The sequence below is a fragment of the Ralstonia nicotianae genome (genome assembly GCF_018243235.1).
In the GTDB taxonomy this organism is placed as follows: Bacteria; Pseudomonadota; Gammaproteobacteria; order Burkholderiales; family Burkholderiaceae; genus Ralstonia; species Ralstonia nicotianae.
In genome coordinates this window covers 1394252-1418192 of the sequence record NZ_CP046675.1, presented here as the reverse complement: position 1 = coordinate 1418192, position 23941 = coordinate 1394252, and the positions used below count along the sequence as shown (strand labels likewise).

Below are 23941 nucleotides of genomic sequence, written 5' to 3'. Positions count from 1 at the left end.
TCGGCGCGCCGTTTCTACATGATCATGTCGTTTTTATATGCGGTTTGTTTCCGCCGCTTGACAGCGTGACGGGGCGATTGCGCGTGCCGGCCCGGCATCGCGGCGCGGCTGGGGGATGCGCGCCCCGGCAGGTACATGCGTTGCTGCACCTGTGCTCGCATGGAAAGCGCGCGGGAGGTCCGGCCTTGCCGATGCCTTGCGCGGCAGCGCGCTTCCATCCGTTCTGCCACCTTGCTTCATGCACGCAACCAGGAGATCGCATGCAACCATCACGCACTCTGACCGCAACCCTGCTGGGCGTCGCCCTGGCGCTCGGCGTGACCGCCGCCCTGGCGCAGACCCCCATGGCGCCTGCCTCTACCGATAGCCAGGAATCCGGCACCCCGACCCGGGCGCCGGGCAAGCGGACCGCCCCGCCCGCGTCTGCCGCCGACCCTGCGGCGGGTGCCTCGGCCACCGGCGAGCCAACGTCCGGCACCGGCGGCGACAGGAAGCCGCATGCCAAGAAGCATCGCCACAAGAAGCCGGCGGAGGGGAAGGCGACGGATGCCGCGGCCGGCGCGCAGTCGGGCGGTAGCGATGCCGCCACTGGCATGGGCAACCCGCAGCCGGGCGGCTCCAAGCCGGGGCAGTGAGTCGGCCTGCGCCACGCTCAACGTCGCGGGCGGCCGCACGGGCGGCCCGCGGCTTTACCGGAGGGCTTCAGCCATGCCAGTGGAAGTCACCACGCCAGTCGGCGTCCGAAGCGGCGCGGACGTTCCTTGCCTGCACGGTGGGATCGAGCACGTGCCGCGCCGCACGCATCGCGACGAACCGCGCAAGCGCCGCCGCCGCGAGCATCCGGGCGAGCGCAGGCACGCGCATCCGCGCTAGCGCGGACGGCGGCAAGACCGTTTCGAGGGGGCGAACAACGCGAGCCGCGGGCGCGCCCTACGCGGGCAGCCCGGCGGCCTCGGTGCCCTGGCTTTGGCTCTGGCTGTGATACAGGTCGAGCCGGTTGTAGAGCGTCTTGAGGCTGACGCCGAGGGTCTTGGCGGCCTGGCGCTTGTCGCCCCGAAAATGCTCCAGCGTGGCGAGGATCATGACGCGCTGGGCTTCGGCCAGCGTGACGCCCACCGAGACATTGAGCACGCCTTCCTTCACCGACGGGCGCGACGGGCTGCGCAGCGAGACCAGCGGCATGGCGAGCTCCACCGTCTTTTCGCCCAGGATGTAGCCGCGCTGCACGGCGTTGCGCAGCTCGCGCACGTTGCCCGGCCAAGGGTGCTGGCGCAGCGCCGACAGGGCGGAGCGCGCGAAGGTCTTGTCGGTCTGGTGCGCGGCGTTGAATTGCGCCAGGAAATGGTGGGCCAACGCTTCGATGTCTTCGTCGCGGTCGCGCAGCGGCGGCACGTGCAGCGGCACCACCGCCAGCCGATACATCAGGTCTTCGCGGAAGGTGCCGTCGGACACGGCCTCCGGCAGATTGCGGTTGGTCGCGGCGATGATGCGCGCGCGGGTCTCGATCGGCTCCGTGCCGCCCACGCGCATGAACGTGCCGGTCTCCAGCACGCGCAGCAGCTTGACCTGCATCTCCACCGGCATCTCGGTGATCTCGTCGAGGAAGATCGTGCCGTTGCAGGCCTGCTCGAAATAGCCGGTGTGGCGCTGGAGCGCGCCGGTGAAGCTGCCCTTCTCGTGGCCGAACAGCTCCGATTCGATCAGGTTGGGCGAGATCGCGCCGCAGTTGACGGCGATGAAGGCTTGGTCAGCACGCGGGCTCATGTCGTGCACGGTGCGCGCGATCAGTTCCTTGCCGGTGCCCGATTCTCCGATGATCAGCACGGTTGCCAGCGTGCCGGCCACCTTGCCGATCTGGCCATACAGCGTCCGCATGACGGTTGAATGGCCGTACAGGTGGCCGAAGTCGGGGTCGGCGACAACAGGCGCGGATACGGAGACAGCGGGGGGATTGGCGAACGCGGTCAGGCGCGCGGCATCGCCGAACACGTCGATGGCGTCGGTATCGGCGCGGTCTGCCAGCCCGGGAGGGCAGGGCAGGCGCCCGGTGGTGACTGCGCGATCGTCTGCGAAGGCTTCGCTCAAGGACATGGCTCCCTCGTGGTCCGTCGCGACGGGGCGCGCTGGAGAGAGAGGCCATTCAGCGGTGGGTCTCCTGATGGCTAGCGCGTCGTCATCCCGTCACATTGTGTGGAAAAGTCGAGCCATTATCATGGCGGGCAGCGCATGTTGTATGTCGGTCATGCGCTGACAGTTCGGCTGTCCTGTCGGCCAAACGCCGACAAGAAACATGCCGGAGACCCGCGCCGCGCCGGCACCCCGCGCGATATGTGCCGCGCAATTGCCATCTGCCGGCCGGGGTGGCTTCGGGATGGCGTTCTCATCTATCCTGAAAGCTGTCCGCGGAAGGACGCAACGCCGCACAGCGTGACGCATCGGTGCCTTGTCTTGCACCCCAAGCGCAAGAAGCATGGCCGGTCGGTCGTGCGCGCAGGCTCGTCGTTTCCGCGCATGGCTGGTGCCGCACAGTGGAGCGCTTCGCGCATACACGGCGCCGGACATCGCCCCTGCAGAGGGACCGCCGGCCCCTCGCGGCCGGCCCATCCAACAGAAACGAGATGCCACATATCCTGATTGTCGAAGACGATGCCAGCGCACGCGCCGCCCTGGGCGAACTGGTCAGCGCCGAGGGCTTCACCACGGCCCAGGCGGGCTCGCTGCGCGACGCGCGCATCCAGATCTCGCGCCACAGCCCCGACGCCGTGCTGATCGACCTGGTCCTGCCGGACGGCAACGGCATGGACTTGCTGGAAGACATTCCCTCGCATTCCGGCACCGAGATCATCGTCATGACCGGGCACGCCAGCGTGGAGACGGCGGTGGAGGCGCTGCGCATGGGCGCGGCGGACTATCTCGTCAAGCCGGTCAACTTCCAGCGCCTGAAATCCATCCTGGCGCGCATTCCGCGTCCGGGTGACCTCAAGGCCGAGATCGGCAGCCTGCGTGGCGAGCTGCGGCGGCTGGGCCTGTTTGGCCAGATGCTCGGCAATTCGCCGGCGATGCAGACGTTGTACGACCAGGTCAGCCGCGTGGCGCCCACCGAGGCCACCGTCCTGCTGATCGGCGAATCGGGCACCGGCAAGGAGCTGGCCGCGCAGACCATCCACGACCTGAGCCTGCGGCGCAAGCAGCCCTTCCTGCCGGTCAACTGCGGGGCGATCTCGCCCAACCTGATCGAGTCGGAGATGTTCGGCCACGAGCGCGGCAGCTTCACCGGCGCCGACCGCCAGCACAAGGGCTACTTCGAGCGCGCCAATGGCGGCACGCTGTTCCTGGACGAGATCACCGAGATGCCGGTCGAGCTGCAGGTCAAGCTGCTGCGCGTGCTGGAGACGGGCGTGTTCATGCGCGTGGGCACCAACCGCGAGATCGACACCGATGTGCGCGTGATCGCCGCCACCAACCGCGATCCCGAGGAAGCCGTGGCCGACGGCAAGCTGCGCGCCGACCTGTACCACCGGCTCAATGTGTTCCCGATGCAGCTGCCGCCGCTGCGCGAGCGCGGCAAGGACGTGGAACTGCTGGCGCAGCATTTCCTGGACCAGCTCAACGCGCAGAACAGCAGCAAGAAGACCTTCCTGCCGCCGGCGATGGATACGCTGCGTGCCTACAACTGGCCCGGCAATGTGCGCGAGCTGCGCAACTACGTGCAGCGCGCCTACATCATGTCCGACGACGCCGGCATCAGCACCGAGGCCGTGCCGCTGCAGGTATCCACCACGCAGGCGTCGTCCGGCTCCACGCTGACGATCCCGGTCGGCACGTCGCTGGCGAGCGCCGACAAGAAGATCATCCTGGCGACGCTGGAGCAATGTGGCGGCGTGAAGAAGCGCGCCGCCGAACTGCTCGGCATCAGCCTGAAGACGCTGTACAACCGCCTGGAGGAATACGGCAGCAGCAACAGCGAAGGCGAGAACGGCAAGGCGCAGACCACGGAAGCCTGAGGGCTTGCGGGGCGGTACGCGCCTTGCTGCACCGCGCAGTGTGTCCGCCCGCCCAGCGGCCGGCCAATGACACCGCACAGGAGGTTGCCATGCTGCGCTACGCAGTCATCTTCTTCATCATCGCCCTGATCGCCGCGCTGTTCGGGTTCGGCGGCATCGCCGCCGGGGCGGCCGGCATCGCCAAGATCCTCTTCATGATCTTCGTGGTGCTGTTCGTCGTCAGCCTGTTCTGGGGCCTGGTGGCGGGGCGCGGATGAGCGTGCACGCAGTCTTCTTCTCCTGCAACCTGGAGCATTGAGCGATGGAACCGTCTTCCCATACCGATCCCTTTCCGAAATCCGACGTAGCCGAATCCGCCGAACGCGTCAGGGCGGTCGCCCATCAGGCGATCGACCGCACCGCCGATGCGGCGGCCTCGGCGGTCGATGCCGCCGTGTCGCGGGGCGCACAGTGGCGCGTTGCGCAGCAGCGCCTGGCTGACGACGCCGTCGCCTGCATGCGGGCGAATCCGCTGGCGACCATCGGCCTGGCCTTCGGGGTCGGTTTCCTCATCAGCCGGTTGCTCGGCGGGCGCGATTAGCACCCGCGCCGCCGCTTGCGGCCACCGCGCGGGCTGACCACCGCTGCAGGCGGCAGCCGGACGCTGCGCGCGCTGCCGCCGACGTGCCGACGTTCAAGGATCCGACCATGCGCCTGGCCTCGCTTTCCATCGACCGCTCCATCGTCAAGGGCGCCTGGCTCGTGCTCGCGGGCGCCGTGCAGCAATGGTCGGCGCACCGCGCCGCCAGCAAGGGCGCGGCGCTCTCGTTCTACACGCTGTTTTCCATGGCGCCGGTGCTGGTGCTGGTGATCTCCATCGCTGGCCTGTTCTTCGGCGAGCAGGCCGCGCGCGGCGAGATCTTCGGACAGATCCAGGGCCTGGTCGGCGCGCAGGGCGCCGCCGCCGTGGAGGCCGTGCTGGCGGCCACGCGGCGTTCGGGTCACGGCCTGTTCGCCGCGATCACGGCGATGGTGCTGCTGGTGGTGGGCGCCACCACGGTCTTCTCCGAGCTCAAGGACAGCCTCGACGAACTGTGGGACGTGCCGCCCCGCCAGCAGGCCGGGCTGTGGGGCGTGCTGCGCTCGCGGCTGCTGTCGTTCAGCCTGATCCTGGTGCTGGCGTTCCTGCTGCTGGTGTCGCTGATCGTCAATGCCGGGCTGGCGGTGGTGGAGCGCTTCTGGGGCGCCATCTGGACGGGCTCGGTCTTCGCCATCGCGGCCAACGCGCTGTCGATGGCGTTTTCGTTTGCGGTGGTGTCGCTGCTGTTCGGCACCATCTTCAAGATGCTGCCCGAGACCCGCGTGGCCTGGCGCGATGTGGGGCTGGGGGCGGTGGTCACGGCGCTGCTGTTCACGCTCGGCAAGCACCTGATCGGGCTGTACCTGGGCAACAGCGCGGTGGCGTCGTCGTATGGGGCGGCGGGCTCGGTGGTGGCGCTGATGCTGTGGATCTATTACTCGGCGCAGATCTTCTTCTTCGGCGCGCTCGTCACGCGGCAATATGCGCTGCGCTTCGGCAGCCGGCAGGCCGATGCCGAGGGGCCGGCCAGCCAGGCCGCGCTGCTCAATCCGACGCTTGCCGCCGGCATGGGCAACGGCGGTGCGCGCCACGGTGGCCGCTAGCCGCGCCGGCCGTCAGGATGCCGCAAGCGACCGCCATGCCGTTCGCCCAAATAAAAAGGCCACCCTGAGGTGGCCTTGCATGCATGAGCGAGGCAGCGCTCAGCCGACCGTCACCACGGTCTTGCGCACGGCCCAGATCTCGGCTTGCAGGGCCAGCGCGGCGAGCGCGCGCAGGCTGTCCTGCGGCAGCGCCTGGATCCGCTGGCGGCGATGGGCTGCGCGCTGCCGGCGAGCGGCTCGCACGCTTTCGGCATCGAGCTGCCAGGCTTTGCGGGTGATATCCAGAATGCGCTGCACCGCGGGATCCACAGGGGTTCGACTACGCACGATTGACTCCTTGCTTCTTGACTTCCTTTCGTGTCGCAACCACCGGCCGACACGCGAGGCAAGCCGGTTTCGCAACGGCCTCCACGATACGGGAGCTATGTGACAACTTCGATAACGTCCCTTCCGAAACCGTTGTCGGACGATTCCGACACTGTCTTGGTCTCCTTTGCGGCAGGGACGGTTCCCTGGGAGTTTCCCCGACTTGCCCGCCATCAATCTTGATCCTGGGCAAGGATGCCGATGGCGTACAATCTCGGCTGCCCGCATCGCGCGGGTGTCCATCGGCTGCCTGGGAGGACTCCCGGCCGGCCTTGCGCCTCGCGCACGCCACGTGCGCTTGCCGCCTTTCCGATTCCTCCCTTTCGGTTTTTGCCCGTGAGTACGCTGCAGCAGGAGATCCGGCGCCGCCGGACATTCGCCATCATTTCCCACCCGGACGCGGGCAAGACCACGCTCACGGAAAAGCTGCTGTGGTTCGGCGGCGCGATCCAGATGGCCGGCGCCGTGCGCGCGCGCAAGGCCAGCCGTCACGCCACCTCCGACTGGATGGAACTGGAGAAGCAGCGTGGCATCTCGGTCACCTCGTCGGTGATGCAGTTTCCGTACCGCAACGACGGCGGCGACTACATCGTCAACCTGCTCGACACCCCGGGCCACGAAGACTTCTCCGAAGACACCTACCGCACGCTCACGGCGGTCGATTCCGCGGTCATGGTGATCGACTCGGTCAACGGCGTGGAAGCGCAGACCATCAAGCTGCTCAATGTCTGCCGCCTGCGCAGCACGCCCATCCTGACCTTCATCAACAAGCTCGACCGCGAGGGCCGCGCGCCCATCGAGCTGCTCGATGAAATCGAAAACGTGCTGCAGATCCAGTGCGCGCCGATGACGTGGCCGATCGGCATGGGCAAGAGCTTCCGTGGCGTCTATCACCTCGTGAACGACACGGTGCAGCTGTTCGACCCCAAGGCGGAGACGGAGAAGGGCGCCACCGCCGGCATGATCCAGGGCCTGGACAACCCGGAGCTGGATCGCGTGCTGGGCTCGCAGGCCGAAGAGCTGCGCATCGACATCGAACTGGTGCGCGGCGCTTCGCACACCTTCGACAAGGACCTGTTCCTCGCCGGCAAGCAATGCCCGGTGTATTTCGGTTCGGCGGTCAACAACTTCGGCGTGCAGTCGCTGCTGGATGCGCTGGTCGGACTGTCGCCCGAGCCGCTGGCGCGCGCCACGCAGACGCGCGAGGTCGCGCCGCTCGAAGACAAGTTCACCGGCTTCGTCTTCAAGATCCAGGCCAACATGGACCCGAAGCACCGCGACCGCATCGCCTTCGTGCGCGTGTGCTCCGGCCGCTTCGAGCGCGGCATGAAGCTGCTGCAGGTGTCGACCGGCAAGACGGTCGCCATCAACAACGCCATCACCTTCATGGCGCAGGACCGTAACACCACCGAAGAGGCCTACGCCGGCGACATCATCGGCGTGCCCAACCACGGCACCATCCGCCTGGGCGACGCGTTCACCGAAGGCGAGCCGCTCAGGTTCACGGGCATCCCCTCGTTCGCACCGGAATATTTCCGCCGTGCGCGGCTGAACAATCCGCTCAAGACCAAGCAGCTGCAGAAGGGTCTGCAGCAGCTGGCCGAAGAGGGCGCCACGCAGATGTTCCGCCCGCTCGCCTCCAACGACCTGGTGCTGGGCGCGGTCGGCACGCTGCAGTTCGACGTGGTGGCGCATCGGCTGGAGTATGAGTACGGCGTGGACGCCATCTTCGAGCCGCACGAGTGCGCCACCGCCCGCTGGCTCAAGGGCAAGCCGGAAGACATCGACAAGCTGATCGACAAGGCCGGCCACAACGTGGCCGTCGATGGGGCCGGCGACTATGTCTACCTGGCGCCGAGCCAGGTGAACCTGCGGCTGACGCAGGAGCGCTTTCCGGACATCCAGTTCATGGAGACGCGGGAAGTGGTGTAAGAGAAACGGGGCGCGATGCCCCGTTTTTTTTGGCCGCGAATCGCCCGGGCGTGCCGCTTCACGCATCGGCCGCGCCCGCTTCATCGGATGACCCGCGCGACCCCGGTCAGGCCTCCAGGAAATCGCAGACCCGGGCGATGACGTCCGGATTGCGGACGATCTTGCGATGGCCCAGGCCCTCGATCGTCAGCAGTGGGATGCGGCCCGCGCTTTCGCGCTGGAACGCTTCGGCGTGGACGTCGGGGATTTCCATGTCCTTGCGGTCGTGCACGAGCAGGATCGGGATGGACGCCTCGCCGAGCATGCGGGCGAGCTTGAAGTCGGACCACCGGATCTTGCCGTGGTGGCGGGCTTCATGGATCGACTTCATCTGCCGGGTCGCGGCAGCGGGGATATGCGGCAGCCCGGCGAAGCGGTCGATGATCCATTCGCCGTCCGAGAAGCCGCCGAGCAGGGCCATCCGCGCGACGGGGAAACCGTGCACCCTGCGCGAGTAGATGGTGTTGCCCGCGCCGAAGGCGTGCCCGATGATCGCGTGCAGCGGACCGAGCCGCTCGGCCATCCATGCGATCAGCCGGGTATAGGCGATCATGTCGGTCTGCTTGCCGTCGGAGTCGCCGTGGCCCGGCGCATCGAAGGCGACGACCGCGAAGCCGAGCAGTTGTGGTGTCACCGGAAGGACGAACACGCCCAGCGATGCGATGTGGTCCAGCTAGACACGCAGCCTGGCGATGCCCACACGCTCCGCCTGCTGGATGCCCGTGCTCGGCAGGCTCATGCGGTCTGCGCGCCGCGGCTGGCCAGCGCGGCTTCGATATAGGTGACCAGGTCCTGCACCGTATCGACGGCGGCGGTGCTGTCCTCATCGAATTCGACCGCGAACTGGTCTTCGATGGCCATCACGATCTCGACGCTGTCGAGCGAATCCGCGCCCAGGTCGCGGCGGAAGGACTGCTCGGCGTGGATGGTCTCGACGGGCTTGTCGAGTGCTTGCGCAATGATGTGCCGGATCTGGTCGAGGACGGTCGGGTTGCTCATGGTGAAGGTTCCAGAGGTGGGGGACGGAAGGTCAGTGATCGGCCGGCAGGCGCAGGCTCGCGGGAATGGGCAACGGCAGATGGGTTTGCGGGTCGATGAAGGTGCCCGCCTGCCGGCCTTCGAACGCCGGCAGACCGGAGGACTCGAAGGCAAACGAGAAGGCGATGATCCAGCGCGAATACCTGGCCGATTGCAGCCAGGCCTTGCCGACGATGGCATCGCTGTACCGGACGGGTTTGCGATAGCGGACCGTGGTCTCGGTGATGATGCAAAGGTGCTGCGGCGCGCCGCTGTCGAAGTGCGGAAAGCAGGTCCGTATCCGCTGGATGCGCAGAGCCTCCATCCACCGCGGCGCCACGGTGTTGCTCAGGAAGCCGGTGAAGTCCGCTTCGTAAGGTAGCGGACGAACGTGCTGCATGACCGTGCGTTCCGGCGCCGGGTTGGCCATGGCGAGGTCGCTCATCGGCGGAAGCTCATCGCGCGGCGAACCGGGGCCAGGCTGAGTTGGGCCAGGCTCACCACGCCCGCCTGGAAGCTGCGCTCCGCTGCCTGGAAGTCGTGGTCGTAATGCTGGTACAGGGCTTCGCCGTAACGGGCCTCGATGATCGTGCGATGTGCCTGCAGGCGCAGGCGCCACTGCGCCAGCGTGCGGGCGTAGTCGAGGCCGATGTGACGGCATTCGCAGACGTCGTAGTGATCCTGCATGCCGGCCTGGATATCGCTCATGCCCGGCAGCGCCGAGCCTGGGAACACGTGCTCGAGCAGATAGCGGGTATCGCGGACCTCTTGCAGGCTCTCGGGCGCGCGTGCGGTGATGATCGTCTGCAGCCCCAGCCTGGCGTTGTCGGTGGAGACCGCCCGGGACCAGGCGAAAAAGTCGGCGTAGACCTGCCGGTGCCGGTTGTTGTCGCGATCCTCCAGCGACGCGAAGTGCTCGAATGCGCCGATCGACACCAGCGCATCGAAGCGCGTGGCCGGCGCGAAGTCCCGCCACGACATCAGCGAGATGGTGATCTCGGGCGAGGCCTTGTCGAGGACGTAGCTGTACTGGTCTTCGCTCAGCGTCAGGCCGGTGGCCGTGGCCGCGCCGCGCAAGCCGACGGCATAGTCGAGCATGCTGCCCCAGCCGCAGCCGATGTCCAGCACGTGATGCCCGGCAGCCATGCCGGCAAAGTGGGCCAGGCGCGACAGCTTTTGCTGCTGGGCCTCTTCGAGCGTGGTCGCGCCGTCCCAGACTGCGCAGCTGTAGGCACGGTGGGCCTGGTCGAGAAACAGGCCGTAGAAATGGTTGTCGACGTCGTAGTGGAAGGCGATATCCGCTTGGGTTGCCATGATTGGCCTGGACGGTGGGAATGGATTCAAGCCGCGAGCGACTTGTGGAATTGCCGCAGTGCGCGCGGATTGTCGAGCGGCTCGCCGAACAGGGATGACAGGTTCTGGAGAATGCCGCGCTCCACGCGTCGTTCCCATTCGTCATCGAAGCGGATTTCCTCGTCCAGCCACTGCGTCAACCAGGTCGGGTCCGGCAACCGGCCATTGACCGTGTCGTTCGGGAACAGGGACTTGTTGACGTGCAGATTGGTGGGGTGCATGGCCCGGTTCATGCTCGGGTTGGTCATCAGCACGCCGATCTTCGAAAAGGACGATTGGGCCTGCAGGCGGTTCCGTTCCATGGCGCGCTGCATGTAGCTGTAATAGGCCCGTGCATGCCGGGCCTCGTCATTGGCCAGGAGCTGATAGATGGCGCGGATCACCGGCTCGGTGTGGTACTGGCGCGCGCAGTGGTACCAGTTGTTCAGGCGGATCTCGCCGCAGAAATGCAGGGCCAGGCTGTCGAGTGCCGGCGACGGATCGAAGTTGAAGCGCACGGCGGCCAGTTCTTCCTCGGTCGGGAGGTAATCCGGCGCGAAGCGTCGCAGATATTCGAGCAAAGCCAGGCTGTGCTTCTGCTCTTCAAAGAACCAGATGGAGATGAATGCGGAGAAATCGGTGTCCTGCTGATTGTCACGCAGAAACATTTCCGCCATGGGCATGGAAGACCATTCGAGAATGGCATTCATCTTGATGCCGTGCAACTGGCGATCGGAGATCTTGTCCGCTTCAAATGCATGCCACGGAATATCGGAATGCATGCTCCAGCGGGCGCGCTCGAGCGCGTCGAATAGGCAGGGAAAGCGCATGGGATTACGCCTGTTGCTCTTCTTCGAAGAAGAGCGGATGGTCTTTAACGTGCTCGCGGATCCTGTCGACGCACGAACCGCATCCGGTCAGGCACCGTGTATAGCATTCGAGCATGTCTGCGAATGGCAGGGGAATATCGCGCTGCGCTGAAAGGATATCGTCGATCGACTTGTCGGAGCAGATGCAGAACATGGGATCAAGCCGTATCAAGCGACGGACCGCGGGAGCAGCGCGCGATGCGTATGTGCGAGGAGGGCGATCTTATATACATTCCCATGGACGGGGATAGCACTTGCTCAACCGATCTGCCTAGTTTTTCTTAGTCTGGACTGACGAGGAAATTTGTGCGTGCGAAATGAATGAATTTGAATTCAGAAATAAGAAATTTCTTTTGTTGCCGTTTGTTAATTTCCATTGAATTAACGTGCGCCGAAAAGCCCATTCGCAGAATGGAATCCGCATTCGGCATACCATCCGAATGGATATTTGCCGTTGGGATCGGGACCGACAAAAATGGTGAGCTAATTACAAACCATTGTCATTGCACAGGACGAATTCATCGTAATGGGTACCCTCATCGATTGGCAGATCAAGGCTTGGGAAAGTGGCAATGTGGCGACGCTGGCATTTGCCGCGCTGCTGCTCGGCGGCTTCAAGCTCAACAGCATCCTGTCCCTGGCCCAGCGCATCAGCGGGCGCCGTCGCAGGTTTCTTGTCGACGCCCTCAAGCAGGATGGGCTGGATGCCACCACCCGGGCCTTCCTGCTGGAGGAGCTGAATGCGCTGCTGGTCCAGCGCGCCACCGGCATTGCCGGCAACCAGATCTACCGCTCCACGGTACTGGCATTGATTGCCCGCTCCAATGGCGAGCTGCGGGCCGGCCAGTTCGCCAGGGCCGGTCGCTTCCTGCGGTTGCAGGACGGCAGCCGGATCGATGTCGTCATCCGACGCAGCGACATGTTCGAATACTGGGCCACCATCCTGTACGGCCTGTTCCTGCTGGTGCTGGCGCTCGGCCTGTTTTCGCTGCCCAAGCTGGCGCCCATCGACGATCCCATTGCGATCGTCGGACTGATCGCGCTCGGTGTGGCGACACTGGCGTTCGGGGGCTTCATGTTCGCGCAGACCTTGCCCTATACGGTCGCCAAGCGCATCGCGCCTGTGCTGCAGCGATTGCAGTCGCCTGCCCGCCAGGAGATCGCGGTCGAATCCGGGGACTCCCGCCCGGGTGAGGCGGGGCTGCCCTGCCTGGCCAGTGCGCGGGCATCGCTGGCGGCGCGTTCGATGGCGTGAGCTGCCTGTACGGGTGGCATGCGGGCCGGCCGATGCGCCGGCCCGTTTTCTTTGGGCCGGTCGCTCAGGTGACCACCAGCGTCCCGTTCATCGTCTCGTGCCCGGTCCCGCAGAAGATGTCGCACAGGAATTCGAACGTGCCGGTGCGCTCGGGTGTCAGGGCCAGCCGCGCGGTCTGGCCGGGGACCACGTCCGCGCGCACGCTGAAGTCCGGGATCGAGAAGCCCATCAGGATGTCCTGGCCGGTCAGCTCGAACACCACCGGCACGCCGCGCTTGAGTGTGATGTGGTCGGGCGTGAAGGTGAATTTGCGGGCGTGCACCCGGATCACCTGCGGGCCCTCGCCGTGGGCGACGCAGGCCAGCGCCGCGCCCGCGGCGAGCGCCGTGAACTGCCGCAGGGCGAGCCGCCGCCGCGGGTCGTGTGCAAGGGTGGGGCGCATGGTCAGGTGGCCTCCGGTGTCTTGGCCGGGGCGTCGGCCTGGATTGGCTGTTCCGCCAGTGCCCAGGTCGCGGCATCCCGCTTGCCGTGCGCCGTGATGCTGCGCCAGCCGAGCCCGCGATAGGGCTGCGAGGCATCCCACGGGATCGGGTTGCGCTTGGGCTGCGAGCCCGGCGCCGGCAGCGGAAACATCAGCGAGCGCGCCGAATGATGCGCGATGTGCCCGGTCATCTGGTGGTGCTCCTGGTGGATGTGGCCGTAGAACACCGTCACGTTCGGGTGCGGCATCAGCAGGTCGATCACTTGCGCGCCGTCGCGCGTGGCCCAGTCCCATTGCGGATAGAGATCGAACAGCGGCCGGTGCGTGAACACCACGATGGGCGTATGCGCGGGCACCGAGCGCAGGTCTGCCGCCAGCCATGCCAGCTGCGCCTCGCCCACGCGCGCGGACGGGTCCGACACGTTGTCGACGGCGATGAAGTGCACGCCCTTGTGATCGAAGGCGTAGTGTGTGCGGCCGAACAGTTCGCTGTAGGCGGCACCGTTGTCCAGCGAAGCGTCGTGCTCGCCCGGCATGTAGTGCACCACCGGTATCTTGAGGCCGGCGGCGATGTCGCGGAACTCCGCCAGGCGGCGGCGCCGTTCGTCCACGTCTTCGGTGATGTGGGTCAGGTCGCCGGTAAACACCACGAAATCGGGCGCCGGCGATAGTGCGTTGACGGCGGCGATCGCCTTGGGCAGGGTGCCGCGCGCGTCGGGATTGGGAGGGCCCTTGAAGCCCCAGTGGGAGTCGGAGAGCTGCACGAAATAGAAGTCGTCGCGCTGGCCGGTGGCGGCGGCCATCGCCTGCCAGCCGCGCAGGCCGGAGGCGTAGGCCAGTCCGCCCACTGCCGCCAGCCGCATGAACTGGCGTCGCCCGGGATGATGTGTCATGGAAATCCCCTGGTGTCGGGTTCGCGATCCGGCGCAGGCGCGGCCGGTCCTGCCTGTCATACCGGGCGGTGTGCCGGCTTATTCCAACGCGGCGGCCGGTTCGCGATTTTTTTGCGGGGCGGGAATAAACTGGACCGCATCGCGGTAAACGGGGGGACTCCACCTTCCGGCCACCATGCCCGACCTGTTCGATCCGACCGTCGACCTGCTCACCGATGCGCAGCGCTTCGCGCAGGCCGTGCTGCCCCACGTGGATGCCGCCTACAACCTGGCGCGCTGGCTGTGCGGCGATGCCCAGGATGCCGACGACATCGTGCAGGAGGCGTGCCTGCGTGCCTTCCGGCTGTTCGGCGGGTTTCGCGGCGGCGACGGGCGTCCGTGGCTGCTCGCCATCGTGCGCAACACCTGGTTCTCGGAGTGCGCGCGCCGCAGGCAGGCGCACACGCAGTCGTGGCAGGACGAGGCCGACCTGCCCCCCGCCGATGACCTCGCCACCTACGGCGCCGACCCCGCCGCCCTGCTGGCCCGGGCCGACGACGTGCGGCGCCTGCAGGCCGCGCTGGCCCGCCTGCCGGTGGCCTACCGCGAAGTGCTGGTGCTGCGCGAACTGGAGGATCTGCCGTACCGCGACATCGCGGCCGTCGTCGACGTGCCGGTCGGCACCGTGATGTCGCGGCTGGCGCGCGCGCGGCAGCAGCTCGCGCGCCTGCTGATGGACGATGGCACGTCCGCGCGCACCAATGTCACGCCGATCCGGGCCCCCGGCGCCGCATCGGCCAAGGAGCACCATGATGATCTGTGACGACGTCCGCGCCCTGCTGACCGCCCGCGCCGACGGCGAACTGAGCGCGGCCGACAGCCTGCGCACCGAATCGCACCTGGCGACGTGTGCCGCGTGCGCCGTCGCGGCGGCCCGTCACGATGCGATGGTGCGCGCGCTGCGGCAAGGGCTGCGTGCGCCCGCGCTCTATGCGGCGGCGCCGCAGGGCTTGGCCGGGCGCATCCTGCAGGCCGTGCAGGCGGAAGCGCCGCAGCCCGCCATGCCGGCGTCCCGCGGGCATGCGCCACCGCGCTCCGCCTGGCGCCGAGGGCTGGCCTGGCTGATGACGCCCGGCGTGCCGGGCCGGACGTTCGGCCTGGGGCTGGGGGCCGGCTCGCTGGCGGTGCTGGCGCTGGGGATCGGCGTGCTGCTGGGCCGGCCGGATGCGCAGGCTCTGGTGGCGCGCGACATCACGGCCAGCCACGTGCGCGCCTTGCTGGGCGCGCGCGAGATCGATGTGCAGTCGTCCGACCGGCATACCGTGAAGCCGTGGTTCAACGGCCGCATCGACTACGCGCCGCCGGTGGGCGATCTGGCCGCGCGCGGCTTCCCGCTCGTCGGCGGGCGGCTGGACTACATCGACGGCCGGCCGGTCGCGGTGCTGGTCTATCGTGCGGGGCAGCATCCGGTCGATCTCTATGTCCGCCCGGAGGCGGGCGGCGATGCCGGCGAGGCGTTGCGGACGGAACGCGGCTACCAATTGTTGCACTGGCGCACCGCGGGCATGGGCTATTGGGCCATCACCGATGCGTCGGCCGACGTGGTGCGAACCTTCGCCACGGCTGTGCGCGGGATGTGACCGCGACAAGTAAAACGTTTGCGGATGCTTCGGCCTCGCCAGGCAGTCAATCGTTTTGGTCCGTGGCATGGTAGGCAATGCTTCACGCCGCGACAAAATTCAACGGAATTCGTTCCCGCAGGTGGGTGTCATCCATTACTATTCAGCGCAGCCTTGGTTGCATTTTTGCGCAGCTTCCCCCCTTCGTAGGGTGTCGTACAGATGCCCGTCGTCCGTTTCTCCATCAGCATCCACATGGTCTCTGCCACGCCACGCGTCAGCCATGCAGTCTTGGCCGGCATGCTTCGCGGCGGCCGCTTCACGCTCGGCAACCGGATCGTCCCGAGTTTCGGCGTGCTGTTCGTGGCGCTGGGCCATGCCTTGTGCAGGGCGGTGAACGTGCCGATGGCGCGGCTGGTGGACGTGCGTGACGCCATGCGCACCGGCGACCCGGCACGGCGGCGGCCCCGATATGCCAGCCTTGCTCGATGACGGTGCCCGCGTGCTGCTGTTTCCCGCTATTCCGTTGCCGGCCTGATTCGCATGACTGAAGTTGATCCCCGCTTCGAAGCCTGGCTCTCGCTCGAGACCGGTATCGACGCGCCCTCGCTTGGTGCCAATGCGCTGGAGCGCGCGGTGCTGGAGCGCGCGCGCGCCATGCTGGCCGAATCGTCGCCGCGCCGCCCGGCCGTCGCCGATGCTGCGGCGCTGGATGCCTACTGGCTGCGGTTGAATACCTGGCCCGAGGAGCGCCAGGCGCTGATCGAGGCGCTGGTGGTGCCCGAAACCTGGTTCTTCCGCGACCGCGAAGCCTTTGCCGAGCTGGCACGGCTGGCCGGCGAACGGCTGGTGCGCGAGCCGGCGCGCGTGCTGCGCATCCTCAGCGTGGCGTGCTCGACCGGTGAAGAGCCGTATTCGGCAGCGATGGCCTTGCTGGATGCCGGTATCGCCCCGGCGCGCTTTGCGATCGACGCCATCGACATCAGCGGCCGCGCCATCGACCAGGCCGAGCACGCGCTTTACGGACGCAATGCCTTCCGTGGCCATCCGCTCACTTTCCGGGACCGGTACTTCAGCGAGGTTGCCGACGGCTGGCAGCTGAACGAGCGCGTGCGCCGGCGGGTGCGTTTCACCCAGGGCAACCTCTTCGATGAGACCATGGACGGCGAGGCGCGCTACGACTTCATCTTCTGCCGCAATGCCCTGACTTATTTCCACCGCGATGCGCAGGACCACGCCATTCGCCGGCTCGATGCGCAATTGGCCGACGGCGGCGTGATCTTCGTCGGGCCGGCCGAGACCGGCCCGATGATGCGGCACGCGATGATGCCGGCGCGGAGTCCGCTCGCGTTTGCGTTTGTGCGCACGCCGCCGGCAGCCAAGGTGCCGGCCCGTGCCGCGCCGTCCCAGCAGCAGGCGCCGCGGCCTGCCGTCACCGGTTCGCCGACCGTGAAGCCGGCTGCGCCGGAGGCGGCATCGCTTGCCGTGCGCGGTGGCGGGGCGGCGCTGCCGCAACACGGTGCCGCGGTGCCGGTATCGCTGTCCACACCGTTGTCGGTGCCGCCGCTGCGCAAGGTGCTGCCGGACCTGGACGATGCTCGCCAGCTCACCGATGCCGGCCGGTTCGACGAGGCCGAATACATCATCCAGGACATCGTCAGCCTGAGCGCGCCCGAGGCCGACACGTTCTATCTGCTCGGCGTGATTGCCCACGCGCGCGGCAGGTATGCCGATGCGGGCGATTTCTATCGCAAGACGCTGTATCTCGATCCGGAGCACTACGAGGCGCTCACGCATCTGGCGGCAGTGCTCGATGCCAGCGGCGACGCCGTCGGGGCACGGCAGTTGATGCTGCGGGCGCAGCGGGCGATGGCACGCCGGGACCCGGCGCACCCGGACGCACCGAACCGCCCGCGAGGCGCGCCCGGGTTGCGCCGGTCGTGAGCGCGGGCGCCTGTCGTCGCGCATGCCGACGCCAGGACAGTGCGGCCGGTCGTGATGAGGTATTCGCGGCGGGGCTGCCGCCCGGCATCGGGGCTGGCATCCTGGCTTAGCCGGTGAAGCCAATTCGCGCCTCGCGATCGGAGCGCTGCGCGGGTGTCAACGGGCGTACGCGTGACCGTCAGCGCTGGCGGTGCCGTGAGGGTGCCGTCGTCCGGTGCCGCCATGAGCGGACTGGCCGGAGTGATCGACCTGGCGCGCCATCGGGCCAGGCACGCGGGCAAGGGCCCGCGGTGGTCGGCGCAGGTGCCGAGGCGGGCCGGGCGGCTGACACGCCGGACCCGGCCGTCCGCCTCAGGGCCGCAGCAGGTCGAAGCCGGCCAGGACCACCACGCCGCTCAGCACGGTCAGCGGTAGCGAATGCTGGCCGAAATACAGCAGCGCGGCAGCCGCCCAACTGGCGGCGAAAAAAGCTCCCATGCGGTTCATGATGGTTTTTCCCAAATCGATCAGTCGGCGGGCGGCGCGTGGAGCACATCTCGGGTGTGCTGGAAGCGGTACTCCTGGGTCTTGCCGCCGTAGCCGTAGGACGCGGCACGAACGTCCTGTATGTAGATATAGCTCTCTTCGTGCAGGTTGCCGAGCAGCCTGGAGAAGGCCTCGAACGCCTCGGCGATGTACTGCGCCTTCTCCGCCTTGGTGTTGGTCTCGTCCGTCACCTTGATGTCGAAATAGACGCTCTGCCGGCCTTGCGCGGCCAGCGTCTGTCCGCCGACGATCCAGTCCTCGGGGGCCACGTAGTCGATGGCGATGGCCGTGACGTTCGGGTCCTTGCCGAGGATGCGGGAGGTGAGTTCCAGCAGCGTGGCGGCAATCTTCCGGGTCATCTCCGGCGACCGCCGGGCGCTGACCTTGACGTTGAGGATCGGCATGATACCTCCTTTCTTGATTAGCTATGCAACTATGTGGCGACAAAAAAGGCGCTCAGGCCAGGGTCGAGCGCACACGTCGGAGCTTTGCGACGGTTTCGGCGAATTCCGTGCCGCCCAGCAACCGCTTGAGCCGGGCCGTGACCACGCCGCTTGCCTCGTTCAGCGCCGCCCCGATGCCGACGGCTTCCGGGGTCGGGAAGATGGCGGTCTCGCGGCCGTCGGCTTCCGTCCTGCGCCGCTCGATCAGGCCCTTGGCTTCGAGGCCGTCCAGTGCGCGGGTGGCGGTGGGGCGCGAGACCGACATGGCAGCCGACAGCGCGCTCTGCAGCATGCCCGGGCGGTCCACGATCGCGCGCAGCATGAAGCCTTGCGGGGGCGTCAGGCCGAAGGGCGCGAACGCCTCTGCCCAGACCCGGTCCAGTTTGCGGGCCAGTGCCGAGGTGTTGAAGTAGAGGCAGTGGTCGAACATGCGGGAATGGTAGGTCGTTGTAGTTAGATATGCAACTTGTTCTGGGGGCGAGCCGCCGCATCAGCCGCCGGATCCCGGATGTCCATCTGCTGGCGCTTGCCCGAGCCATGTCCATCCCCGATCCCTCCGTTGGGCCCTCGCAGGCAAGGCGTTTGCGGTGAGCCGTGTTCGGGCCGCACGCATCCCCGTACCCATTTCTGCGTGACTTCGTGGGCCGGGGTGTTCCGCATAGCGGGGTTACGGCCAGGGTGCCGGATGGGACCCGAAGCACTTATCGATACGCGATGTCGGCTCTCCCGTTCCGCGGGCGGCCATGCGAAGGTACGGCGGGGTGATCGCGGGCCGGATGCCGATTCGGCTGCATGGCGGGTGGTCATCGTTATTCGACGACAACGACGTTGCAAGCACGACCTCACGCAGCGCTTTCACCGTGCCTGCATGCTTTTCGGGTTGCCGATGGTGACGGCCCGCGGGTCGCCGATGTGCGTGTCGCTGGATGGCTCGACCAGGAGCGGGAGATCGTCGACCACCGTGTTGGTCCCGCGCAGCGTTGCGATGGTCGAATCGCAGTCGCCGACCATTCATTCGGGTCGTTCTTCAGGCTGTACACGTCTTTTTGGCTGCCCTTGCCGATGCGCGGGCCGACATCCTGCTCCAGCATGTCCGGAATGCCGGGCTCCCGCCAGTGCGGCGAGACAGTGAACGCCATCTGTTCCGACCGGCCGACCGCCTGCCTGCCGGCGGCCCGTGGGGCAGGAAGCGTTTCAAGGGGCGGATTGCCGCGTGAAGTGCAGACCGCCACGGCTTCGGCGGGCGTGACTGGGTGTACGGATTCGAAGCGCGGCGGTGAAAGGAGCGGGCCGATATTCAACGGGTTGAATATCGGCCCGGCCTGAAGCGCTGCGCCTTCTTTTTATTATTTGAGTTCCCCGTCCCTTTTTATGGCTGCGCAGCTTACCTAGCGAAGAACGGGTGCGCAAGGGCACTTTAGTGCCGATTTTCGTGGTCAATTCCGCGTCAAAGTGTGTAAAACCCCCAAGATTAACGAACGTTAACAAACGCCAGCGGGAGTGCTATAAGTGGCGCATGTATCACATTATTGAGGTATGGAGCCACTCGGCAGCAGGCATCCTGATGCGATTTCAGCGTTGCGAGAGGTGCTCGCGCTGACCGCTGTTTCGCATGGCCCGGCGTATTTGGTGTTTTGTGCTCCGCCGCCGATGGTGTCCCGGCATGCGGGCCGGATAGCGAATACCGCATGGGATCACCGGCCGTGCGGCCGGAAAGAACGCGGGATCAGGCCTGTCCGACGGTATCCCGTCCTTGCTCGCAGGACTGCCGCGCTGTTTGCGGCGGCAACGCCCACACCGACGCCTGCGCGCCATGTCGCGCCCGGCGCCATGTGGCCCGGGCCAGGGCGACAAAGCCGAAGGCCAACGCCAGCGCGCCCAGGTCGAAGCCGGCGAGGTTCCACTGGCCGTTCAGGACCGTGCGCAGCAGGTGGTTACCCGTGACGATGGCGTTGGTGATGGGCGCCAGCAGCGCGAGGCCGGCGGCGGCGCAGAGCAGCTCCACCGCGCCGCGCGCCGGCGGGCGCAGCAGCGCCCATGCGAGCGCGCCCAGGAACACCGGGTAGTACGTCAGCGTGACCGCGCGCTCGGGCCATAGCAGGGCGGCCGGGAAGGTGGCCATCACGCCCGCGCAGCAGCCGATGCAGATGCCCACGGTCGCCTGCGCCAGCAGCCTGTGCCCGCGCGGCTGCGCGGGGTTGCGCTGCTTGCGGCGCGATTCGATCCACAGCAGGTTGCCCGAATAGAACACGAAGGCGCCGGCCATGCCCATCACGAAATAGGCGAGCCGCAGCGCCACGTCGCCGTAGGTGCCGAAGTGCAGGCCGTAGACCACGCTGTAGATGGCGTGGTTGGCATCGCGCGCATGGGCCGTCTGGTTGCCGAGCAGTCGGTCGCTGTCCGCCTGGCCGGCGGCGGCGCGGATCGCCAGCGAGCCGTAGTCGCCGAGCGCGCGCGTGCTGCGGCCGCGCAGCTCCGCCACGGCATGGGCATCGCCGATGTGCTGGAAGTGGATCGAGCGGGGCGTGAAGTCCGGGCCGGTGGCGTTGCGCGCGGTGGCCAGCAGCTGTGCCGCGGGCAGCAGCGGGGCGGGCTGCCCTGCCGCGGCCACCGTGCCGGCGGCGGTTGTGATGCGCGGCACCGCTTCGAGCAACCTGCCGTCGAAGGCCAGTGTGTTGAACACCATGGCCAGCACCATGGCCAAGCACAGCAGCGGCGCCGTCATGGCGAAGATCAGGTGGAACGGCAGGCTGAACAGGCCGAGCACGTTGTGCACGTCCATCCAGAAGCGCTTGAGGTTGCGGCCGTGGCGGACGGCCAGCAAGTCTTTCTTCAGGCGCGGCAGGTGCAGCAGCACGCCGGATACCAGCGCCAGTCCGTACAGCACCGACACCGCGCCCATGAAGTAGATGCCCACGTCGGGAAAGCCGAGCGCGTAATGCAGGTTGTTGATGAAGTTCGCCAGCTCGCCGCGGGTGGGTTCGAGGGCGGTGTCCTCGGGGGCGGTGCGTCCGGCGGCGAGCTTGGCGTCGGTGGTGGCGCGCCATGCGCCCTGCTCGAACCAGTACGCGGTCAAGCCGGGCTCGTTCTTGGTGGGCAGGTTCACATAGGCGTCGGCCGCGGCCGACGGATGGGTGCGCACCAGTGCCGAGATGAAACGGTCGACAGCCGCGGCGTCGACTGGCACCGCTGCGGCGGAATGGCTGCGCCGCGGGTCTTGCCAGGCGTGCAGTTCGTCGTGGAAGACGGTGATCGAGCCGGTGAAGAACGCGATGAACAGCGCCCAGCCCGCCATCAGGCCCACCCAGGTATGCAGCGTCTGATACAGACGTAACGTTGCGGACTTCATTCGGGGTGGGCGTTCAGGCGTGGATCAGGCGGGGTGCCCACAGCAGGCCGAAGGCCAGCGCGTTGCCCGCCGCCAGCATCGTCCAGGCCTGCCGGCTGGTCGCAAACAGCAGGCTCGCGCACAGGATGCCCACCCACAGCGGCACGCAGGCCAGCAGCGCGCCGACCGCGCCGGCTTCCCAGCCGCCGGGCAGCCAGCGCACCGGCAGGGCACACAGCGCGACGGCCAGCGGCAGGCCTAGCGTTGCGCCGGCGAGCCACTTGGTGCCGATGCCGCTCATGGATGCGCCCGGCTAAGGCGGGCGCGCCGGCCATGCACGAGCGCCCCTAGCAAGGGCCACAGCGACAGCCCGCCCGTCAGCACCAGCAGCGTGCCGGCCACGGCGCCGGGGCCGCCCAGCACGGGGCTCCAGCGCTGCACCGCCAGCGCGGCCAGCAGCACGGCCATGGCCGACAGCCAGCGCGCACCGCGGCGCGACACCGGGGATGCACCGTCCACCGCGGGAGGCAACAGCAACTGGTTGGGGGCGGCGGCATACAGGCACCCGGCCGCCGCCAGCCCCAACAGAACGGCGGCACCGTGCATGGGAAGGCTCACTGACAATCGATTTTGCAGATGATAATGATTCTCATTGGTGGCGACAAGCCGCGTTCCGTGCGGTGCCGCTGCGCTCGGCTGGCGACGCGGCGGCAGCCCGATGCGAGGGGCAGGGCGCGCGGTGATCATTCGTAGAGGGGGCCGGAGAACCGCAGGTCGTGCAGCTCAGCGCTATCGGCATCAGCTCAACGAATCCAGCGAGTCCTGAGGGGAGGGCACCTCCAGCGCGTCGAACACTGCTTTGCAGTTCATCGCCCTTTTTATGCGCGCAACAATTGCTGAGGGATCCGCCCCTTCCTTGACGTACTGATCGATGCGTGCCGGGTTGAATTGAACGTACTCCAGTATCTGGCGTTGAATTTTCTCGTAGGCAAAGTTTTCCGGCCCTCTCAACGTCACGGATATTCGATGAATGCCTCCATTGGCAAAGCCAAACCAGCGCTGCCGACGGCTACCTCCCCATCAACCATCAAACTGGATTGCCTCAAGGCGGAATACCGAACCGTCGGGATAGACGACCAGCTCATCCAGGTGATGGCTCAGCACGCGGCTTCTGGGTCCGGTTGCTACCTTGAAAGCGTCCGTACTATACGGAAGTACCGTGCGAGCCCGGTCGTTTAGAACAAGTACCGTCTGTACGTTATTGGTCGCCTCCACAGTGATCTCCTCTTACTGCTCCGGCCCTCTCAGTATTCAAATGGCTTGCCTAGCAGGACGCTTCAAGCCGAGGCAAGCCGGGATGTCGTTTTGGCTAGTTCGCAGATTGGATGACATTGGCTCGGCGTCTTTAAACGGGCTCTCTGCGCTCCGCCGTTTCCGACCGCATCTGCCGCCGATACCGCTGCGGTGAAAACCCGATCTGCTTGCGGAACATCGCGATGAAGGCCGACGCCGTGCCGTAGCCCAGCGCGAGCGCGATGTCGTGGACCGGGCGGTCTTCCTTGAGCCACACCAGCGCGCGCAGCAGGCGCACGCGGTTGCGCCACTGCACGAAGCTCATGCCGAGTTCGCTCTGGAAGCGGCGCGCGAGCGTGCGCTCGGTGCTGTGCACGCGTTCGGCCCATGCCTGCAGCGTGGTGTCGTCGGCCGGGTCCAGGCGGATGGCGTGCAGGATCGGTTCGAGCTGGCGGTCGCTGCTGTCGGGCAGGTAGCTGTCGGCGTGGCCGGCGCGGGCCAGCAGTTCGATCATCAGCTCGAACTGGCGCATGTCCCAGTCGTCGGCCACGGTGGTGACGCGGCGCGCGGCGAAATCTTCGAACAGCGCGCGCACCAGCGGGGTCTGCGGAATCAGGCAGGAGGTTGCCGGCAGACGCATGGCGAGCGGCTTGGCCACGTAGACCGAGATGTAGTCGGTCGCCTGCCGGATCGACGAGGCGTGCGGCAGGTTGGCCGGCACCCAGATCAGGTACTCGGCGGGCGCCGTCAGCCGGCGCGATTCCACCGTCATTTCGAGCAGCCCCAGGCTGATCCGGCTGAGCTGGCCCCACGGATGCGTGTGGAGCTCGATATCGGTCTCGGCGGCAAGGCGGCCATAGCGGAAGTAGAAGGGCGCGCCCTTCGGAACCCGAAGGTCGGCTTCGCGGTAGTCGGCCAGCGCTTTCACGTTGTCGGCTTCGATCGGTCAGGTTGTCGGGT

Annotated in this window: 31 protein-coding genes; 11 read left to right on the top strand and 20 right to left on the bottom strand. The window is 67.1% G+C overall.

Features of this window, described 5'->3' with window-relative positions:
- Positions 1-260: 260 nt before the first annotated feature.
- Positions 261-635 (top strand): hypothetical protein, encoded by a 375-nt coding sequence (locus GO999_RS22230; protein ID WP_165858693.1) that lies wholly within the window; start codon positions 261-263, stop codon positions 633-635.
- Positions 636-702: 67 nt separating this feature from the next.
- Here GO999_RS22230 and GO999_RS22225 read toward each other — a convergent pair whose 3' ends face one another.
- Positions 703-858, bottom strand: a complete 156-nt coding sequence (locus GO999_RS22225) for a hypothetical protein (protein WP_211907218.1) — start codon at positions 856-858, stop codon at positions 703-705.
- Between the two features lie 72 nt (positions 859-930).
- The gene (locus tag GO999_RS22220; RefSeq protein ID WP_058907741.1) at positions 931-2091 is read right to left on the bottom strand and encodes a sigma-54 interaction domain-containing protein; all 1161 of its coding nucleotides are present in this window, start codon (positions 2089-2091) and stop codon (positions 931-933) included.
- 527 nt (positions 2092-2618) lie between these two features.
- Between GO999_RS22220 and GO999_RS22215 the strand changes: the two genes are divergently transcribed.
- The 4 genes from GO999_RS22215 to GO999_RS22200 all read left to right on the top strand — a co-directional run bounded on the left by GO999_RS22215 (position 2619) and on the right by GO999_RS22200 (position 5666).
- The gene (locus GO999_RS22215; RefSeq protein WP_014632190.1) at positions 2619-4004 is read left to right on the top strand and encodes a sigma-54-dependent transcriptional regulator; all 1386 of its coding nucleotides are present in this window, start codon (positions 2619-2621) and stop codon (positions 4002-4004) included.
- Between the two features lie 89 nt (positions 4005-4093).
- Positions 4094-4261: a DUF1328 domain-containing protein gene (locus GO999_RS22210; protein ID WP_016722274.1), complete on the top strand. Its 168-nt coding sequence runs from the start codon at positions 4094-4096 to the stop codon at positions 4259-4261.
- A gap of 44 nt (positions 4262-4305) precedes the next feature.
- The gene (locus tag GO999_RS22205) at positions 4306-4584 is read left to right on the top strand and encodes a membrane protein (protein WP_011004910.1); all 279 of its coding nucleotides are present in this window, start codon (positions 4306-4308) and stop codon (positions 4582-4584) included.
- 107 nt (positions 4585-4691) lie between these two features.
- A complete protein-coding gene (locus GO999_RS22200; RefSeq protein WP_028854726.1) occupies positions 4692-5666 on the top strand; it encodes a YihY/virulence factor BrkB family protein in 975 nt (324 codons plus the stop codon).
- Positions 5667-5765: 99 nt separating this feature from the next.
- Here the strand turns inward: GO999_RS22200 and GO999_RS22195 are convergent, their stop codons facing one another.
- Positions 5766-5993, bottom strand: coding sequence for a hypothetical protein (locus tag GO999_RS22195; protein WP_014632186.1), 228 nt, complete (start codon positions 5991-5993; stop codon positions 5766-5768).
- 375 nt (positions 5994-6368) lie between these two features.
- Between GO999_RS22195 and GO999_RS22190 the strand changes: the two genes are divergently transcribed.
- Entirely contained in the window at positions 6369-7964 is a 1596-nt protein-coding gene (locus tag GO999_RS22190) for a peptide chain release factor 3 (RefSeq protein WP_019719793.1), read from the top strand.
- Between the two features lie 106 nt (positions 7965-8070).
- Here GO999_RS22190 and GO999_RS22185 read toward each other — a convergent pair whose 3' ends face one another.
- The 6 genes from GO999_RS22185 to GO999_RS22160 form a co-directional block, all read right to left on the bottom strand.
- A complete protein-coding gene (locus GO999_RS22185; protein WP_071012910.1) occupies positions 8071-8652 on the bottom strand; it encodes an alpha/beta hydrolase in 582 nt (193 codons plus the stop codon).
- 86 nt (positions 8653-8738) lie between these two features.
- Positions 8739-9002 (bottom strand): acyl carrier protein, encoded by a 264-nt coding sequence (gene acpP, locus GO999_RS22180; protein ID WP_011004904.1) that lies wholly within the window; start codon positions 9000-9002, stop codon positions 8739-8741.
- A gap of 31 nt (positions 9003-9033) precedes the next feature.
- Positions 9034-9465, bottom strand: a complete 432-nt coding sequence (locus GO999_RS22175) for an acyl-CoA thioesterase (protein ID WP_211906879.1) — start codon at positions 9463-9465, stop codon at positions 9034-9036.
- The gene (locus GO999_RS22170) at positions 9462-10334 is read right to left on the bottom strand and encodes an SAM-dependent methyltransferase (protein WP_016726486.1); all 873 of its coding nucleotides are present in this window, start codon (positions 10332-10334) and stop codon (positions 9462-9464) included. Before GO999_RS22170 ends, GO999_RS22175 begins: the two co-directional genes overlap by 4 nt.
- 26 nt (positions 10335-10360) lie before the next feature.
- The gene (locus GO999_RS22165) at positions 10361-11182 is read right to left on the bottom strand and encodes a ferritin (RefSeq protein ID WP_071012905.1); all 822 of its coding nucleotides are present in this window, start codon (positions 11180-11182) and stop codon (positions 10361-10363) included.
- Positions 11183-11186: 4 nt separating this feature from the next.
- Entirely contained in the window at positions 11187-11375 is a 189-nt protein-coding gene (locus GO999_RS22160) for a (2Fe-2S)-binding protein (RefSeq protein WP_016722265.1), read from the bottom strand.
- A 372-nt stretch (positions 11376-11747) separates the two neighbouring features.
- Here GO999_RS22160 and GO999_RS22155 point away from each other — a divergent pair, with 372 nt between their 5' ends.
- On the top strand, positions 11748-12476 hold the full coding sequence (locus GO999_RS22155; RefSeq protein WP_011004899.1) for a hypothetical protein: 729 nt from the start codon (positions 11748-11750) through the stop codon (positions 12474-12476).
- A 64-nt stretch (positions 12477-12540) separates the two neighbouring features.
- On the opposite strand, the gene GO999_RS22150 is transcribed toward GO999_RS22155, so the two are convergent.
- Positions 12541-12918, bottom strand: a complete 378-nt coding sequence (locus tag GO999_RS22150) for a cupredoxin domain-containing protein (RefSeq protein ID WP_011004898.1) — start codon at positions 12916-12918, stop codon at positions 12541-12543.
- Positions 12919-12920: 2 nt separating this feature from the next.
- The gene (locus tag GO999_RS22145) at positions 12921-13850 is read right to left on the bottom strand and encodes a metallophosphoesterase family protein (protein WP_011004897.1); all 930 of its coding nucleotides are present in this window, start codon (positions 13848-13850) and stop codon (positions 12921-12923) included.
- A 175-nt stretch (positions 13851-14025) separates the two neighbouring features.
- On the opposite strand from GO999_RS22145, the gene GO999_RS22140 reads away from it, so the two are divergent.
- The 4 genes from GO999_RS22140 (at position 14026) to GO999_RS22125 (ending at position 17392) form a co-directional block, all read left to right on the top strand.
- On the top strand, positions 14026-14652 hold the full coding sequence (locus GO999_RS22140; protein WP_019719799.1) for an RNA polymerase sigma factor: 627 nt from the start codon (positions 14026-14028) through the stop codon (positions 14650-14652).
- The gene (locus GO999_RS22135) at positions 14639-15469 is read left to right on the top strand and encodes an anti-sigma factor family protein (RefSeq protein WP_052328829.1); all 831 of its coding nucleotides are present in this window, start codon (positions 14639-14641) and stop codon (positions 15467-15469) included. Before GO999_RS22140 ends, GO999_RS22135 begins: the two co-directional genes overlap by 14 nt.
- A 234-nt stretch (positions 15470-15703) precedes the next feature.
- Positions 15704-15940 carry a hypothetical protein gene (locus tag GO999_RS22130; protein WP_249215087.1) on the top strand — a complete coding sequence of 79 codons (237 nt, stop codon included), beginning with the start codon at positions 15704-15706 and terminating at the stop codon, positions 15938-15940.
- Between the two features lie 51 nt (positions 15941-15991).
- Entirely contained in the window at positions 15992-17392 is a 1401-nt protein-coding gene (locus tag GO999_RS22125; protein ID WP_211906877.1) for a CheR family methyltransferase, read from the top strand.
- A gap of 351 nt (positions 17393-17743) precedes the next feature.
- Here GO999_RS22125 and GO999_RS25010 read toward each other — a convergent pair whose 3' ends face one another.
- The 9 genes from GO999_RS25010 to GO999_RS22085 form a co-directional block, all read right to left on the bottom strand.
- A complete protein-coding gene (locus GO999_RS25010) occupies positions 17744-17878 on the bottom strand; it encodes a hypothetical protein (protein WP_011004891.1) in 135 nt (44 codons plus the stop codon).
- 20 nt (positions 17879-17898) lie between these two features.
- A complete protein-coding gene (locus GO999_RS22120) occupies positions 17899-18321 on the bottom strand; it encodes a tautomerase family protein (RefSeq protein WP_011004890.1) in 423 nt (140 codons plus the stop codon).
- A 52-nt stretch (positions 18322-18373) separates the two neighbouring features.
- A complete protein-coding gene (locus GO999_RS22115; protein ID WP_011004889.1) occupies positions 18374-18790 on the bottom strand; it encodes a MarR family winged helix-turn-helix transcriptional regulator in 417 nt (138 codons plus the stop codon).
- A 425-nt stretch (positions 18791-19215) separates the two neighbouring features.
- Positions 19216-19371, bottom strand: coding sequence for a hypothetical protein (locus GO999_RS22110; protein WP_211906876.1), 156 nt, complete (start codon positions 19369-19371; stop codon positions 19216-19218).
- A gap of 715 nt (positions 19372-20086) precedes the next feature.
- Positions 20087-21709 (bottom strand): PepSY-associated TM helix domain-containing protein, encoded by a 1623-nt coding sequence (locus GO999_RS22105; protein ID WP_211906875.1) that lies wholly within the window; start codon positions 21707-21709, stop codon positions 20087-20089.
- Between the two features lie 13 nt (positions 21710-21722).
- A complete protein-coding gene (locus GO999_RS22100; RefSeq protein WP_011004886.1) occupies positions 21723-21989 on the bottom strand; it encodes a hypothetical protein in 267 nt (88 codons plus the stop codon).
- Entirely contained in the window at positions 21986-22294 is a 309-nt protein-coding gene (locus GO999_RS22095) for a hypothetical protein (protein ID WP_011004885.1), read from the bottom strand. Before GO999_RS22095 ends, GO999_RS22100 begins: the two co-directional genes overlap by 4 nt.
- A 192-nt stretch (positions 22295-22486) precedes the next feature.
- Entirely contained in the window at positions 22487-22705 is a 219-nt protein-coding gene (locus tag GO999_RS24890; RefSeq protein WP_016722255.1) for a hypothetical protein, read from the bottom strand.
- Positions 22706-23093: 388 nt separating this feature from the next.
- A complete protein-coding gene (locus tag GO999_RS22085; protein ID WP_071012893.1) occupies positions 23094-23909 on the bottom strand; it encodes an AraC family transcriptional regulator in 816 nt (271 codons plus the stop codon).
- Between the last annotated feature and the right edge of the window lie 32 nt (positions 23910-23941).